Here is a 16,660-nt window from a genome sequence, read left to right as displayed (position 1 = left end):
CTGTATGAAGTCGACTCCAGGTCGCCGTCGTAAGGGGCGCGCGCCCCGCCGCACCATCCGTACCCGGTTCGTAGCCCTTGCGTCAGCCGCCCTCGTCGTGTGCGTGGCCGCCGCGGGCTACCTGGTGTTGAGCCAGACCGACGGCCAAGCTTCGGCTCCCTCCGGCGGCAAGGGGGGATCGGTTGCCCAGGGCGCGACGAAGCCTCGCAAGGAGCCGGAGTGGGACGGCACACCCAAGGTCCTCGGGGACGGATCGACCTCGTACACCGGTCCGCAGAAGGGGCAGTTGAAGGCGGTGCCGCTCAAGGCAGCGGAGAGGCCACCGCAGTTCGTCGTCTTCTCCTGGGACGGCGCACTGGAGGGCGACGACCGGCTCTTCTCCCACTACCGCGCTATGGCCAAGGACTACGACGCTCACATGACCTTCTTCCTCACAGGCATCTACCTGTTGCCCAAAAGCAAGAAGGACCTCTACCACCCGCCCCAGCACCCGGTGGGCTCCGCCGCGATCAGCTACCCCACCGACGAGCACATCCGCACCACCCTGACGCAGCTCGCCGCGGCCTACGAGGACGGCAACGAGATCGGCACCCACTTCAACGGCCACTTCTGCGGAGCCAAGGGAGGCGCCGACTGGAGCGTGGAGGAGTGGAAGAGCGAGATCGACCAGTTCTACAACTTCGTGGAGAAGTGGCGGACCAACACCGGCTACAAGGACAGTCCCGCGCTGCCTTTCGACTTCCGCAAGGAGGTGACCGGCGGTCGCGCCCCCTGCCTGGAGGGCCAGCCGAACCTGCTCAAAGCCATGAAGAGCTACGGCTGGCGCTACGACGCAAGCTCCCCGGGCAACTTCCAGATATGGCCGAGCAAGAAGAACGGCATCTGGGACTTTCCGCTGCAGATGCTTCCTTACTCCGGTGGCAACTACCAAGGCCTGTCGATGGACTTCAACTTCCTCTACAACCAGTCCCATGGTGAGACCGAGGGCGATCCGGCCAAGTACGCCGACTGGGAGCAGCAGACCGTCGCCTCTTACATGGCAGGCTTCAATCGCGTCTACTACGGCAGCCGAGCACCACTGTTCATCGGCAACCATTTCGAGGACTGGAACGGCGGCATCTACATGAAGGCCGTTGACCAGGTAGTCAAGAACATCTGCGCCAAGAAGGGCGTCAAATGCGTGTCCTTCAAGGAACTCGTGGACTGGCTCGACGTGCAGAAGCCCGAAACGCTGCAGCGCCTGCGCGGTCTGGATCCGGCCCAGTCGCCGGACTGGTCCACGGTCGTCAAATGACCCGGTAACCAACCTGACCTCACGCACAGCCCTTCGCATACTTCACACATCTCGCGCAAGATTCGATCGCCCGGTCCCTGTACCGGCGCAGAGGGGAACATCGTTGAAATCCAGAAGAACAGGCCGCAAGCGGAGCCGCGCCACCATAGTCACGGTGGCGGCAGCCTCGGTGACCGCCGCAGTCCTGCTACCCAGCTGGAGCGCGAGCGCGACAGCCACCGACGCCCCGACGGTGGACTCGGCAACCAAGGCCGCATTTCAGCGGCTGGCCGACGCGGTCTTCACCGATCGCACGCAGTCCCTGGTGGGCGACGCCCGGAGCGGACGTCAGAAATCGCACCAGCAGCGGACGTCCGGCTTCACCGGAAGGGTGCGGCTTTCCGAGACGCAGTCGCGCGAGGAGGGATCGACGCTCGACGAGCTGCGCGCCCGCAAGTCCAGCTTGGCCCGACTCGGCGAGAGGTACAGCGGAGCCGGCACCAGTGTCACGCTGGACGCCATCCGGGTGAAGGGCCGGCACGCCACGGCCGACGTCACCGAGACCACGACCCTGACGTACGAGAACGCCCAGGGCGCCGAGCCCAAGACCACGGGATTCCGGGCCCACCACGAACTGACCTTCCAGGCCGACCACAAGGGTGACTGGCAGCTGACCGATGTCGGCGATATCGACGACGGCTACCTGTCGGTGAACCAGGTCGCCAGGCCGTCCGTCGCCGCGCCGGCCACCGCCGCCGACCCGCCCTCGGCGACCCGCTCGGCCACGACGCGGCCCGCGCCGGCCAACCCGAAGAATTTCACGGCCACCGGGTACGACTACAACGCCATGGCGGCCTACGCGACGAAGTACTGGGACAGGTACAACCCGGACTACCCCGACTTCAGCGGCGCCGGCGCCGGCGGGGACTGCACCAACTTCGTCAGCCAGTCCCTGAAGGCGGGCGGCTGGCAGCACGTCCCCGGCTACACGACGGACTTCCACAAGTGGTTCGGCAACTCCGACATCCAGTCGGACTCCTTCGTCGGCGTCAACGAGTTCTCCTGGTTCGCCCTGTCTTCCAAGCGCGTCACCAGCCTCGCGAACGTCTACCAGATGGACGTCGGTGACGTGCTGCAGCTGGACTTCGACAGGGACGGGTCCAAGGACCATTCCATGATCGTCACCAAGCGCAGCCGGCAGGGCATACCGTACGTCACGTATCACTCCACCGACACCTACAACAGGTCGGTGGCCAGCCTCCTTGCGTCGTACCCGCGCGCCGCGTACTACGCCTACCGCACCTGAGCGCTACCGCACCAGCGGCCTGCGCTGTGGCCCGTGGCCACCGCTCTTCAGAGTCCACACAGTCGGATGATCCGCGGTGGCCGTACGCGTTCCCAGCCGGGGCCACCGCAAGACCGCGAACGCAGACGGCAGCCCACACCGCTGCCGTGGCCCTCATTCTGCGGGCGCTCCTCCCGCAGAACTCCAGGGCCCGGCTGGAAGGGCGGTGTGGCTGCCGCAGCCACCGCGCACGGGTCGCATGCGTCTGTTGACATGCAGACCGTCCTCGCGCACAACGCGGGTTATGAGCCGTGCGGCCACGCCAGGGCATCTCGTGGTTCCCGGCCGGCCAGGATGGCGGCATAGAGGGCGTGACGGCAGAGCGGGCTCGCCACGCTGCCTTGCAGCTCGGCCTCCCCGTGGCGAAGCGACCCCCGCGGCCTGGGGGAAGAGAGCGACGCTCTTCTCCGTAACGGCTGAAGGGCAGGCAATGGTCGTGAAGTGCCACGCAGGCGACGGTCATGGAGGCGCGGAACGGGTCGCTCGCGGGCGGTCCGCGGGTGGCACGGGGCGGTGAGAGGGCTTGCGGCAGAAGTTGATCGCCACTCCCCGCAAGGAGCCGCACAATGCACCACAGCTCCCGCCCCGCCGCACTGCCTGTACGCGTCCGGTTGGCCACTCACCTCTCCAGGTGCTGGAGGAGTCCTTCCTCGCGCTCGCCGCTGCGGCCACGCCCGCTCACGTTGCCCGCGCACCTGGTCGGCGAGTAGCCGGAGCAGCTCGTGCTGCCTTCGGAAACACCTGAAGCCACCCAGCTCGATAACCTCAGCGCGCGACATCAGGCGGCTGAAGCTGCACCAGCTCCGACGACTTCCCTCACCAGGCCCCCCACGACGGAGACGCCGAAGCCACTGATCAGTCGAGGGATCGGTGTGGCGACATCCGCAGGCACGGTGTCCAGGAGCGTCTGCGAGCCGACTCCGGCGGCAAGTACCACCTGCCCGCCGGCAAGCACTCGCCCGTCTGCCAGGCCGACACCGCGGGCGCGGTCCGAGCCGTGAACTTTCCGTACCGCTCCGGCGCGAGCGGTTCGGCGCTCTGGAGCGGGTTGAGCAGGGTCAGGGCGAAATCCTCCGGCAGCCGCCGCCACCCTTTACTTCTTCGAAACTGCCCATGGAGGTGCGGAGGGCGGGGTGAGGGGGGGAGATCAGGTGCCCGTCCTCCGCACCTGTCCGGCCGGTGTCAGCCGGAGATCTCCTTGCGGCCGGATCCGACGCCGATGGAGACCTTGCGGGGCTTGGCACGCTCGGCGATCGGGATGCGCAGGGTGAGCACGCCCGCGTCGTAGTCGGCCTGGATGTGCTCGGTGTCGAGAGTGTCGGCGAGCACGATCTGGCGGGAGAAGACGCCCAGCGGCCGCTCGGACAGCTCCATCTGCACGTCGTCGGCCTTCGTCACCGGCCTGCGCTCGGCCTTGACGGTGAGCATGTTCCGCTCGACGTCGATGTCGAGCGCGTCCGCGGTGACACCGGGGAGGTCGAAGGCCACCACGTACTCGTCGCCCTCGCGGTAGGCGTCCATCGGCATCGCCGACGGCCTCGACCAGGTACCCGGGCCCATCAGCTGCTGCGCCAGCCGGTCCAGCTCACGGAAGGGGTCGGTGCGCATCAACATCGTGAATACACCTCCAGCAGGTTCAGGCAGTTACTGCCAATGCGCCTCACTGACACCGTTGTAACATGTCATCCAATGGATGACAAACATGATGTCGTCTGTCTGATGACAAACCGAGGGAGGTGCCCGTGACCCCGGCCGACCAGCCGTCCTCGCCCAGCACCGACGCCCACAGCCCGGCGTCGTTCCTCGCCGCCGCGGCGGCACTGCACGCCATAGACGACGCCCTGCGCACCGCCCAGCACGAGACCCCAAACGCCCCCGACGCCCTCGGGCCGGGCCCGGAACAGGCCCTGGCCTCCTTGTCGCTGCTGCGGCAGGTACGCGAGCAGCTCGCCGGGTGGGAGACCGGCCTGATCGAAACGGCCCGCGACGCGGGCGCCAGTTGGGCCGACCTCGCCCACCCTCTCGGTGTCGCCAGCCGCCAGGCCGCCGAGCGCCGCTATCTGCGAGGCCGCCCCGGCGCGGCCGGCACCACCGGCGAGCAGCGTGTCCAGGCCACCCGTCAGGCCCGGGCCGCCGACCGCACCGCCGCCGCCTGGGCCCGCCGCAACGCGGCAGACCTGCGCCGTCTCGCCGGGCAGATCACCGCACTCACCGACCTTTCCGCCGCCGCCCGCCGCCCGCTCAGCGAGCTCCACGCGGCCCTCGCCCACGACGACCCCGCACGCCTCATCGCCCCCCTGGCCGCCGCCCGCCCCCACCTGGCCGCCGCCCACCCCGACCTCGCAGCCCGGCTCGACACCCTCGCACCCCCCTGACCCGCCCGGCACACCGCAACAGCAGCCCGATCAGCCTCTGCCCCTGGGCGAACGAGCGGAGACCTGGAGACCGACGTGGCCGGCCTGGCGGGCCCACCTGGCCCGCTCCCTCGTCGAGCAGGGCCTGGGGCGAGGGTGTGGCCAAGGTGCCGAGGCGCCGGTGACAAGGCTCCCATCCGGTCATCGGCCTGAGGCGGCACGGAGACGTGGACGCGGGGGCACCCTCTCCTGAGCAGGTACCCCCCATGCACCGCGCTGGCAGCGGGCCGCTGCCCAGAGCCGCTGGATGTCCCCGCCTCCGCCTCGGGGCTCGCGCAGGCGGGGACAGCGCACCGGAGAGGGATGCGTGTGAACCATCCTGGCCGTCGGAACAGCCGGGTGCCTCCCCCCTGATCCGAACGGGTGTGGTGTCTGCGTGGACGACGCCCGAACAGGGGTCCTGGTCGGCGAGGGCCACGACCCTTCGTGTGACTGCCTGGTCACCTACGCGGCTCAAGGTGATGGGCCCGGTCGTCGACGGCGGCGGTCACTCGTTGCGCCTGACGGATTCCGCGCTCCCCCTGCCTGATTCGGGTATCGGGCAACTGCCACCGGCGATCGAGGTCGTTGGCACGGGCACGGACAGCGGCAAGACAATCGCCGGGACTGCGATCGTTCACGGCCTGAGCGCTGCGGGAAGCCGGGTGGGGTGGGAAAGGTCACCGGTGGCGGTGTCGGCCGAGACCGCTTCGCCTACCTCGACGCCGGGGCCCACGCCGTCGTGGACTTCCTCGACTTCGGTGTGCCCTCGACCTACGGCTACGGTCACGCTCACCTGGAGCAGGCCATGGCGGCCATGCCTGCGACCCTTGCCCACCGCGGGGCCGAGATTGTCCTCCTGGAACTCGCCGACGGACTGCTGCAGGCCGAAACGCACGCACCGGCCTGCTCACATCCAGCCCCCTCTTCAGCCGCGAGGCGGCGCACGCCACTGGTCTGCCCGTCGTGCCCGCCCACGGCCTCGCCCCCACACCTATCCGAGATGGCTCTTCGTCACCTGAGAAGTCTTTCCTGCGGGCCGTGACCCGTGGATGTATTGGTCGGCCCAGGCGCTGATGATGTGGGCGGCTCGCTGCGCCTGTCCTCGTGCCGTCAGCAGATGGTCTGCTCCTTCGAGCGAGACGAAGCTTCGCGGGTGCCGTGCCTCGCTGAAGATCTCCCCGGCGTTGTCGATGTCGACGGTGTTGTCGGTCGGCGAATGCAGGACGAGCAGCGGCAGGTCCAACTCGCGGATCCGGTCGCGCAGATGGGCACGGCGGACGTCTTCGACGAAGGCGCGCTTGAGGACCAGGGTCCGCCCGCCGACGAACCACTCGTGCGACCCGTCACTGAGCACGCGATCCACGACCGCGTCGTACTGTCGCTCGACGTGGCTGGGATCGGCGGGCGCCCCGATCGTGGCGACCGCGCGGACGCCGGTCGCCTCGGCCGCTGCGGCGAGGGCGGCGGCGCCTCCCCATGAGTGCCCCACCAGCAGGTCTGCCGGAGTCCCCCGCTCCGCCATCATGGCTGCCGCACGGACCGTGTCCTGGACCTTGACGGTGAAGGAACCGTCCCCCCAGTCGCCGTCGGAGTCTCCGATCCCGAGGTTGTCGAAGCGCAGCATTCCGATCCCCTCGCGTGCCAGCTGCTTGCTGACGCGCGAGGCGGCCGGCGAGTCCTTGCCGAGCGTGAATCCGTGCACGAAGATTCCCCAGCCGCGGATCTCGCCGTCCGGCAGGTCGATCACCCCGGCCAGTTCGGGGCCGACGACGCTCCGGAATCTCACTCTTTCGGACATGTTGCGATCACCTAGCAGGGACTGTTCGTGGGCAGGCGGACGAGGGCGACACTAGCTGGTGCCACCCGCATGCTCCGAGCAGGGGAGCAGTGGGCGCGCTGCCCGTCGCTGCCGGCGCGTCAGACGGTCGGCCTCCGCACGGAGGTCGGCTCGGTGGTGAGCAGTGTCTTGATCTCGTCGGCGAGGTGCGGGCCGAGCTCGCCCCAGCCGTCCTTGTAGCCGTAGACGCCGGCCAGGGTGCGGGCCTCGTAGTCGCCGTTCATGATCTCGATGTCGGTGGCCGTGATGAGCGCCGGGTGGGCGACGCCGACGGCCGCCGAGACCTTCATCAGCTCCTTGCGCAGGGTGCGCAGGTAGACAGCGGCCCGGGTGGCCTTCGAGGTCGGGTCGAGGCCACGGGCCAGCCACGGATTCTGGGTGGCGATGCCGGTGGGGCACTTGTCGGTGTGGCACTTCTGTGCCTGGATGCAGCCGATCGACAGCATCGCCTCACGGGCCACGTTGATCATGTCGACACCCAGCGCGAAGGCGACCGCGGCGTTCTCGGGCAGGCCGAGCTTGCCGGAGCCGATGAAGGTCAGGTCATCGGTCAGCCCCAGTTCGGCGAAGGCACCGTAGACCCGGGAGAAGCCCATCCGGAAGGGCAGCGACACCGAGTCGGAGAAGGTCAGCGGCGCCGCCCCGGTGCCGCCCTCGCCGCCATCGATGGTCACGAAGTCGACACCACGGTCACCGCGCGCCATCAACGTGGCCAGCTCCTGCCAGAACTCCATCTCGCCCACCGCGCTCTTGATCCCGACCGGCAGGCCGGTCTCGGTGGCGAGCAGTTCGACGAAGTCGAGCATCGAGTCGACGTCGCTGAACGCGGTGTGCCGCGACGGGGAGGCACAGTCCTTGCCGGCCGGGATGCCGCGGATCTCGGCGATTTCCGGGGTCACCTTCGCGCCCGGCAGCATCCCGCCCAGTCCCGGCTTGGCGCCCTGGGAGAGCTTGATCTCTATCGCCTTGACCGGGGCGCCGGCGACCACGTCCTTGAGCTTGTCGATGTTGAAGCTGCCGTCCTCGTTGCGGCAGCCGAAGTAGGACGTACCGATTTGGAGGACGAGGTCGCCGCCGTTGCGGTGGTACGGCGAGAGGCCGCCCTCGCCCGTGTTCTGCATCGTGCCCGCCAGCGCCGCCCCTTCGTTGAGCGCCGTGATCGCCGCGCCGGAGAGCGAACCGAAGCTCATCGCCGAGATGTTCACCACGCTCGCCGGCCGGAACGCCTTGGCGCGCCCGCGCGGCCCGCCCAGCACCTTGGCCGAGGGCAGTGGGGCCTGCGGGTCGTGCGCGTCCGGCAGCGCGCCGGCGAACGTGCGCTGCTTCAGGTACGCGTGCCCCTGCATGTGCTCGACGTCGTTGTCGGTTCCGAACCCGAAGTAGTTGTTCTCCCCCTTCGCCGACGCGTAGATCCAGGTGCGCTGGTCACGGCTGAAGGGGCGCTCCTCGTCATTGGAGGTCACTATGTACTGGCGCAGCTCCGGCCCGATCGTCTCCAACAGGTACCGGGCGTGCCCGATCACCGGGAAGTTCCGGAGCAATGCGTGCTTCTTCTGGACAAGGTCACGAGCGGCCACGAGTGCCAATGCTGTTGCGGTGGCCGTGGCGATGCTCCGGGCGCGCATGAACGGTCCTCTCCTCGATGCTCGACTTCACTGCCATGCGGTGGAGTCGTCGTGTCGTGTCGGGCGTTGGGCGGCGGGCACGGCCCAGCGGGCGTCAGCGTCCGTCGGAGAACGCGAAGCGATATTAGGGGCTCGCCCGGACAGCTGTGGGGGCAGGGTCGTCGGGTGGGGTGGTCGTCCCTGCGGTGCTGGTCCAGGCGCGTCGGAACGGGCTACGGACGGTGAGGACCACGTACAAGGGGGCGAAGAAGGAGTCGATGACGCTGGGGCGGCGTTCCTAGCAGCTGCGAGCCGGTAGAAGGCCTTCGGACAAGGGGACGTGACCAGTACGGGGAAACGTCCCGGCGAGCACGGGCAGCAGGGGCGACCACACCGCGATCAGCGCGTCCTCGTCGGCGTCCGCCGCGGCCAGGACCGCGGTGAAGATGCGCTCCCACGTGCCATCGACGGCCCACCACATCAGGCGTTTGTGAGCGGTCTGGAGCGAACCGAGCTCACCTGGCAGACCCCTCCAGGGCGAGCAGGTCCGGTACTTCCACGCGATGGCCCCAAGGGTGCGGCGGCGATCGGCCCACCGTCGACCACGGACCGGATCGGCCGGCATCGCCGGCTCGAGCCGGTCCCACGTGGCATCAGTGATCACTAATCGGACGGACACATCCGATCAGCTGACCACCCATCAAAGGGACACGCTCCAGTGGGTCGCAAGCAGTGCGTCCCTCCGCTTGTTCGCCGTCCCCCCGGGCAGGAGCCGGGCCCGAGCAATGGGCGAGCCTCTGCCACGAGCCACGAGCCACGAGCCACGAGCCACGGGTCAGCACGGGGAACTGGCGCATTCGAGGGGACCGACGTCCTGGCATGACCCCATGTCACAGACCGAGGGACGACTGGGGAGCAGAGCACCGGGTCGAGATGGCCTTGCAGGAGGGAGTGGTGGAGAGGGTGAAGCTGGTGTAGCCGTTCTGGGCCTCCGTGTCGCACTTCTCCCGGTACCGGTCCAGCCCGCCGGTGTATGCCAGGAACCCCGTGGGCTTGCCGGGTATGTTCGCGCCCGTGTACCAGGATGCCGCCGCTGGGTAGAGCGTCCGGGCGGCGAGCTCCGCCGCGTGGGCGCACCAGTCCGCCTCGGCCGCCGGGGTGGCGTCGATCTCCGTGTAGCCGTGTCCCCGCAGGTAGGCGATGCAGTCGGTGATCCACTCCACCTGCTGTTCCAGGGACACCGGGATGTTGGTGAGTACGGAGGGGCTGAGGGGGCCGAGGACGGTGAAGAGGTTGGGGAAGCCGGCCGTGACGAGTCCCAGGTGGTTTCGTGGGCCGTCCGCCCACTTCTCGCGCAGCGTGACGCCGTTCTTTCCCACGATGTCGAAGGCGAGTTGCGAGCCGGTCAAGGCGTCGAAGCCGGTGGCGAGGACGATCGCGTCGAGGGTGTGCTCCCCGTCCGATGTGCGGATGCCCCGGGGTGTGATCGTTTCGATCGGGGTCGTGCGCAGGTCCACCAACTTCACGTGCGGCAGGTTGTAGGTGGCGTAGTACCCGGTGTCCAGGCAGGGGCGCTTGGTCGCGAACGGGTACGTGCGCGGGGATAGCAGTTCGGCCGTCGCCGGGTCCGTGACGGTCGACCGGATCTTGGACCGGACGAACTCCGCCACGGTGTCGTTGGCCGTCTCGTCGGTCAGGATGTCGGTGTAGGTGCGCAGCAGTCCGCTCAGCAGCCCCGAAGCCCACGCGGCTTCGTAGGTGGCCGTGCGTTCCGCCTCCTCGATCTCCAGGGCCGACCGGGTCGGCGGTTCGAAGACGGTGCCGCCTCGAGAAAGCCGTTGGGCCCGTCGGAACTCCGGGTAGCGGGCCTTGAGCTCGTCGACTTCCGTGCCTCGCAGCGGGCGGTTGTGGGCCGGCAGCGCGTAGGCGGGGGTGCGTTGGAAGACGGTGAGTGCGGCCGCCTGCCCGGCGATGACGGGAATGGTCTGGACACCGGAGCACCCCGTGCCGATCACGGCGACCTTCTTGCCGGTGAAGGAGACCTCCTCGTGTGGCCAGCGGGCGGTGTGGAAAATGGAGCCCGTGAAGCTGTCGGCCCCGGGGATTCCAGGGTCCTTGGGAACGGACATGCAGCCCGACGCCAGGATGACGAACCGTGTGATGACGGTTCGTCCGGTGTCCGTGGAGACCCTCCAGAGGTGTCTGTCCTCGTCGTATGCGGCGCGGGTGACGCGGGTGTTCAGGACGACATCCCTGCGCAGGTCGAACCGGTCCGCGACGTGGTGGACATAGCGCAGGATCTCCGGTTGGGACGCGTAGCGCTCGCTCCACACCCAGTCCTGGTCCAGCTCAGGGGAGAAGGAGTAGGAGTACGACACACTCTCGACGTCGCAGCGGGCGCCGGGGTACCGGTTCCAGTACCAGGTCCCGCCGACGTCGTCACCGGCTTCGAAGACCACCGTCCGTAAGCCGAGTCCGCGCAGGCGGTGGAGTTGGTAGAGGCCGGAGAGCCCGGCCCCGACGACGACGGCGTCAACCGGGTGCGCAGCGGAAGGGGCTGGGGCGGTGTCCATCGGATTCTCCTGTCTCTCCCAGGCACGGGGCCGGTGCCGAGCGCGGGCGTAGGCCTGGCGCACCGCGGCCATCCGTGCACCAATTACTGGCAGGAAACCATCAGTTGACCGCGACTTTACCTTCACCTCGAGGGTAAGGTCCAGGCAAAGAAGTGGGCGTTGGTGGTGGCCATACGGGCCACCTCGCAGCGCTGATCCGGTGGCACTTCGAATCAAGAAGAGCCAGCCGCTCTGCTGGGTTTGTCGACCCCAAGTAGCGACTGCCGCAGGAGACTGACTTCTTCCAGCCGCTGCTCTGGCCCGCGCCGGCGAGTAGGTGATTCCACCGCCCGGCGCGGGCCGGCTGGTGCCAGCCGTGGTACCAGCCGGCCTTGGCGGGTTCCTCGGCCCGAGCCCGGGTGCTGGCGGTGCCGGCCGAGTGCCCAGTAGGTGGTCCGGCGGACCTGGACGCGCAATTCTCCGCCTGCCGGAAGGAGTTGGAAGTGCTCCAAGTCGCTGGGGCTGAAGGAGATCCACCGGGTATCCGGCCCCACGAGTGGCTGGGCGCCGGACACGTCCAGGTCAACCAGTCCGGCGATCCCTTCTGCAGCGACGATCACGGCCCGGCCAGAGAAGGTGCGTCAGACGCCTTCCCTGCTCCGGTCGGGCTCTGGCGAGCCTGGGGATAGTGGCGGTCCATGAATTCCGCGGTGATGTCGATCGCCCGCCGTACGTCCTCGATGGCGCGGACGAGCTGCTCCTGCCCGCGCAGCCGGTACCCGACGCGGACGCCTTCCTGGGTCTGGACCGTCGCACCGATGTCATATACGGCACGTGGACCCACCGACATGAGAATCTGTGCACCGTACTCGCGTCCGAGGGCGACATAGTCACGGATCTCGCCGAGCGTGTGCCGACTCAGACCGAACGTCTCAGTGACGCGGTTGATCATGAATCCGCGCCGGACGCTCTGTGACAGCAGCGTCTCCACGGCCTCCACCGTGTTGACTGTGGGAGCTTCGAACCTCCAGTGACAGCCGTCCGAGAAGGTCCGCCCAGAAGCCATCGCGTTCGTGTCCGGATCACTGTCGGGGACGCCCAACTCGCGTAGCCACAAGCGGGTTCCTTGAAAGAACATCGTCACTGCCGGATTGCTCCTCGCTCGCGAATCCCCCAACAGCAAGATCAACCACCGGCGAAGGGGGACGTTACGGCAGAGCCGGGGATTGGTCGCCATGACCGGGCTCCCCGGTGCCGCGACACTGTGCTGGTGGTGGTCCTGGGGGCGTGCCCGCTGCCGGCCGTCGCGGCCTCGATTTCGGTGCGGGCCCTCGGTGGACCGGCGGGTGCCACACTCGTGCGGGCCCTCGACGCGGCCGTACTCCATCCCCACGCCACTCCATCCCCACGGCGCGCTTGGGCCGCCACTGCCATCCATCCCCTCGTCCGCCCGAATCCTCCACCGGTGTCGGCGGCACCAGGTCACCCACCGACCGCAGCCGGTCGCTGCCCGTAGGGATGCGGTTCAGATGCGTGAGCCCGCGAACCACCGCCTTGCCTGCGCCGAGCGGCGGACGCAGGCTGGGCATATGGCGACCGAGGGCCCCACCCTGATCGCTTCCGTGCAGCAGGCTTTCCGGCTGATGGAGGCCGTGGGCGCGCACGAGGGCGGCGCGCCGGCTCAGCAGCTGGCACGGGAGGCGGGGCTGGCGCTGACCACCACGTATCACCTTTTGCGTACGCTCACTCACGACGGGTACCTCCGCCGGCTGGAGGACGGCGGCTATGTCCTCGGGGGCCGGCTGGACACCCTGCAGTCCGGCGGCCGTGAACAGCCGCAGCTCAGCTACGTCCGCCCGGCTCTGGCATCGCTGCGGGACGATCTTTCGGCCGCCGCCTACCTGACCTTCTACGAGGACGGCGAGATCCAAGTGGCCGAGATCGTCGACAGTCCCCGGGCGCCGCGGGTCGACATCTGGGTGGGCTTCGAGGACGCGGGGCACGCCACGGCACTGGGCAAGTGCCTCCTGCGCGAACTCGGCGACGAGGCGCGCAACGACTACCTCTCCCGGCACCCGCTCGCCGACCTCACGCCGCGCACGATCACCCGCCGCTCCGAACTTGTGCGGCGGCTCGACACCTCGCCCCGTCCTCCGGTCGTCACGGACATGGAGGAGTACACGCTCGGGACGTACTGCGTTGCGGTACCGGTGTTCCGCGGGCAGACGCCCGGTTCGCTCGGAGTGTCCTTGCGAGTGAACCGGCTCTCGCAGCTCAACCGGGTCCGCGACCGGCTGATTCCGGCGGCGAAGCGCGTGACGAGGGGGCTCTCGCTCACCATCTGAATTCGCCCTCCCACCGCCTTCTCGAAGTGCTGTGTCGTCGCTTCGTGCTCCAGCGCCCACGCCAGGATCGCCCACGACCAGAGCCGTACGCCGCCCACCGGCCTATGAGAGGCCGGGGTGTTCGCCGGTCACCTGCGACGGAACCGCGGCGCGGCGTCAGTCTCCGGTGGGTAGGCCGCGGGAGGCCATCGCGTGGGCAGCTGCCGTAGCACGCCTTGCCAGCGCCTGGGCAAAGCAGAATAAATAGGAACCATGAGCGGAAATTCGCGCCGTTGCCGGCGTTGGCTGGGCCGCGCGGCCGGCCGGTCCGCTTTTCCAGGCGTGCCTCCTGGCGGGAGCGGCACCGACGACCGGCAGGACGAAAGCTCCGCGGTGGCCGGTGGGCCGCGGCACATACCGCCCTCGTTGGCCAGGCGCAGCGTCGCCCGGGAAGTCTTCCTGCTCCAGCTGGTGCTCGTGGTGCTGCTCGTCGCGGCGGCAGTGGTGGCCATCGTCGTCCAGGCCCGGCGGGACACCATGACCGACGCGCGGCACCGGACGCTCGCCGCCGCTGAGTCCTTCGCGCACTCCTGGGGGCTCCAGGAGGCGCTGAACAGCGACAATCCGACCGCGAAGCTCCAGCCGCTCGCCGAGGCAGCCCGGAAGGCCTCCGGCGTCGACGCCCTCATCGTGTACAAGCTCGACGGGATCACCCTCACCCACAGCGACCCGCGGCAGATCGGCAAGCACGTCATCGGCCCGTATGCCGACGCCGCCCGGGGCAAGCCCTTCACCAGGACCTTCGAGGGCGCCCTGGGCCTCTCCGTGATCTCTGCAGTCCCCGTCAAGGACTCCTCGGGCAAGGTCGTCGCCATCGTCGCCGCACCGGTCAGGGTGGAGGAGGTGCAGAAATCGGTCGACCAGCAGCTGCCCCTCTTCCTGGGCACCGCAGTCGCGGCGCTGGCACTCGCCGGAGGCGGCGCGGGGCTGGTGAGCCGTAGGCTGCGCCGGCAGACCCATGGCCTGGGACCGGCCGAGATGACCCGGATGTACGAGCATCACGATGCGGTCCTGCACGCGGTGCGGGAGGGCGTACTCATCGTCGACCGCGACGGGCGGTTGTTGCTGGCCAACGACGAGGCACGGCGGCTCCTGGACCTGCCCACGGACGCGGAGGGACGCCACGTCGGCGACCTGGGGCTGGACCACCGCACCGCCGAGCTCCTGTCGTCCGACCGGATCGCCACCGACGAGGTGCACCTGGCCCAGGACCGGCTGCTGGCCCTCAACAAGCGGTCCACTGCCCCCCACGGAGCCCACCAGGGAAGCGTGGTGACCCTCCGCGACACCACCGAACTCAGGTGGCTGTCAGGGCGCGCCGAGGTGGCGCGGGAGCGGTTGCGGCTCCTCTACGACGCCGGAGTACGGATCGGCTCCACGCTGAATGTGGAGCGCACTGCCGAGGAGCTGGCGCAGGTGGCTGTCCCCCGGTTCGCCGACATCGTCACCGTCGAGCTGCTGGACGCGGTCGTGAAAGGCGAGGAACCGACCGTGGCGGGTACCGTGCTGCGCCGGACGGCCATCGCCGGCCTGGCGCCGCACCATCCGCTCTACCCCGTCGGCGAGCTGATGGGGTTCGTCCCGGGCACCGTGGTGGCGGCGGGTGTGGGCGACGGCCGCTCCGTGGTGGAGCCGGACCTGGCCGGCTCCACCGGCTGGCGGTCCCAGGACCCGGAACGCGCCCGGCGCATTCTGGACCACGGGGTGCATTCCCTGGCGGTCGTACCGCTGCGCGCCCGGGGGGCGGTACTGGGGCTGGTGGACTTCTGGCGGTCGGGGGGCTCACCTCCGTTCGACGACGAGGATCTGTCCTTCGCCGAGGAACTGGCGGGGCGCGCCGCAGTGGGGATCGACAACGCCCGGCGATATACCCGCGAACGCACGATGGCGATGACGCTGCAGCGCAGCCTGATGCCCCGCGGCCTGCCCGACCAGGACGCTCTGGAGGTGGCACACCGCTATCTCCCCGCCCAGGCGGGAGTGGGCGGGGACTGGTTCGACGTCATCCCGCTGCCCGGCGGCCGGGTGGCGCTGGTCATCGGCGACGTGGTCGGACACGGCCTGCATGCGGCGGCCACCATGGGCCGGCTGCGCATCGCCGTGCACAACTTCTCGGCCCTGGACCTCTCCCCCGGTGAGCTGCTGAGCCACCTGGATGAACTGGTGACCCACATCGACGTCCAGGACGAGGACACCGAGGACGGACCGGCGATCACCGGCGCCACCTGTCTGTACGTCGTCTACGACTCCGTCTCCGGGCGGGCCACCGCGGCGACGGCCGGCCATCTGCCGCCCGCCGTGGCCCACCCCGACGGCAGGGTGGAGTTCCTGCACTCACCGGTCTCCCCACCGCTGGGACTGGGCACCGGCCTGCCCTTCGAAACCGCCGAGCTGTCGCTGCCGGAGGGCTCCCGGCTGGTGCTCTACACCGACGGGCTGGTCGAGAGCCGCAGCCGCGACCTGGATGCGGGGCTGGAAGCACTGCGCGCGGCCCTCGCCGGGCCGGACCGCACGCCGGAGGACACCTGTGCCGCCGTCATGCAGTCGCTGCTGCCCGCCGGGTCCACCGACGACGTCGCGCTGCTGGTGGCCCGGACCCGGCGGCTGGACCCGGCACACGTCGCCGAGTGGGACGTGCCCCGCGATCCGGAGGCGGTGGGCCCGGTCCGCAACGGCTGCGTCCGGCAGTTGGCGGACTGGGGTCTGCAGCACATCGCTTTCGGCACCGAGCTCATCCTCAGCGAACTGGTCACCAACGCCATTCGCTACGGCGCCGACCCCATTCACGTACGACTGCTGTACACCACCCGAACCCTGATCTGTGAGATCTCCGACGGCAGCAGCACCTCCCCGCACATCCGCCATGCGAAGGACACCGACGAAGACGGCCGCGGCCTCTTCCTCGTCGCGCAGCTCGCCGAACACTGGGGCACCCGCTACTCCCCCAGGGGCAAGACGATCTGGGCCGCTCAGGCGGTCTCCCCCGACGCCCTGCCCTCCGAAGAGGAGCCGCGGGAGGACCTCCTCAGCCATTGGGAGAACCGCGAGGAGTGGTGAGGTCGTGGGTGACGCGCTCGCGCCCGGGGACGAACGTGGCGCCCCCATCGCGCGTTGCGCCCACTCGCCGCCATGACCTGGCCCGATCACCGTCCTGGCAGTGGCCCGCAAGGGGGCGGAGTACGCTGGTTTGGACCATTGCTGGAGAGAGAAGCGTCGGGCAGTGACACGTCGCGGCGAGATGACTCAAGGACCGCCCGCGCGCGAAGCCG

Annotated in this window: 11 protein-coding genes and 1 pseudogene; 5 read left to right on the top strand and 7 right to left on the bottom strand. The window is 69.3% G+C overall.

Annotation, left to right across the window (positions count from 1 at the left end):
• The first annotated feature begins 4 nt into the window (after positions 1–4).
• On the top strand, positions 5–1,294 hold the full coding sequence (locus tag AC0680_RS19255; protein ID WP_478630069.1) for a polysaccharide deacetylase family protein: 1,290 nt from the start codon (positions 5–7) through the stop codon (positions 1,292–1,294).
• Between the two features lie 154 nt (positions 1,295–1,448).
• Entirely contained in the window at positions 1,449–2,579 is a 1,131-nt protein-coding gene (locus tag AC0680_RS19250; protein WP_478630067.1) for an amidase domain-containing protein, read from the top strand.
• Between the two features lie 1,221 nt (positions 2,580–3,800).
• On the opposite strand, the gene AC0680_RS19245 is transcribed toward AC0680_RS19250, so the two are convergent.
• The gene (locus tag AC0680_RS19245) at positions 3,801–4,232 is read right to left on the bottom strand and encodes an Hsp20/alpha crystallin family protein (RefSeq protein WP_478630065.1); all 432 of its coding nucleotides are present in this window, start codon (positions 4,230–4,232) and stop codon (positions 3,801–3,803) included.
• 128 nt (positions 4,233–4,360) lie between these two features.
• On the opposite strand from AC0680_RS19245, the gene AC0680_RS19240 reads away from it, so the two are divergent.
• Complete coding sequence (locus AC0680_RS19240) at positions 4,361–4,993, top strand: type III effector protein (protein WP_478630062.1); 633 nt, start codon at positions 4,361–4,363, stop codon at positions 4,991–4,993.
• Between the two features lie 655 nt (positions 4,994–5,648).
• On the opposite strand, the gene AC0680_RS19235 is transcribed toward AC0680_RS19240, so the two are convergent.
• The 6 genes and pseudogenes from AC0680_RS19235 to AC0680_RS19210 form a co-directional block, all read right to left on the bottom strand.
• A complete protein-coding gene (locus AC0680_RS19235; RefSeq protein ID WP_478630060.1) occupies positions 5,649–5,909 on the bottom strand; it encodes a hypothetical protein in 261 nt (86 codons plus the stop codon).
• A 96-nt stretch (positions 5,910–6,005) separates the two neighbouring features.
• On the bottom strand, positions 6,006–6,812 hold the full coding sequence (locus AC0680_RS19230; RefSeq protein ID WP_478630058.1) for an alpha/beta hydrolase family protein: 807 nt from the start codon (positions 6,810–6,812) through the stop codon (positions 6,006–6,008).
• Between the two features lie 119 nt (positions 6,813–6,931).
• A complete protein-coding gene (locus tag AC0680_RS19225; protein WP_478630055.1) occupies positions 6,932–8,476 on the bottom strand; it encodes an FMN-binding glutamate synthase family protein in 1,545 nt (514 codons plus the stop codon).
• A gap of 370 nt (positions 8,477–8,846) precedes the next feature.
• Positions 8,847–9,134 (bottom strand): annotated as a pseudogene (locus AC0680_RS19220) (transposase); the annotation flags it as partial.
• Between the two features lie 211 nt (positions 9,135–9,345).
• Positions 9,346–11,028: a flavin-containing monooxygenase gene (locus AC0680_RS19215; protein ID WP_478630054.1), complete on the bottom strand. Its 1,683-nt coding sequence runs from the start codon at positions 11,026–11,028 to the stop codon at positions 9,346–9,348.
• Between the two features lie 595 nt (positions 11,029–11,623).
• The gene (locus AC0680_RS19210) at positions 11,624–12,151 is read right to left on the bottom strand and encodes a hypothetical protein (protein WP_478630051.1); all 528 of its coding nucleotides are present in this window, start codon (positions 12,149–12,151) and stop codon (positions 11,624–11,626) included.
• Positions 12,152–12,596: 445 nt separating this feature from the next.
• On the opposite strand from AC0680_RS19210, the gene AC0680_RS19205 reads away from it, so the two are divergent.
• Both AC0680_RS19205 and AC0680_RS19200 read left to right on the top strand, forming a co-directional pair.
• A complete protein-coding gene (locus AC0680_RS19205) occupies positions 12,597–13,352 on the top strand; it encodes an IclR family transcriptional regulator (RefSeq protein WP_478630050.1) in 756 nt (251 codons plus the stop codon).
• 252 nt (positions 13,353–13,604) lie between these two features.
• Positions 13,605–16,448 (top strand): SpoIIE family protein phosphatase, encoded by a 2,844-nt coding sequence (locus AC0680_RS19200; RefSeq protein ID WP_478630047.1) that lies wholly within the window; start codon positions 13,605–13,607, stop codon positions 16,446–16,448.
• Positions 16,449–16,660 lie beyond the last annotated feature (212 nt).

Source organism: Streptomyces sp. NPDC043738, from assembly GCF_056436545.1.
This window is presented reverse-complemented; position numbering and strand designations above follow the sequence as displayed.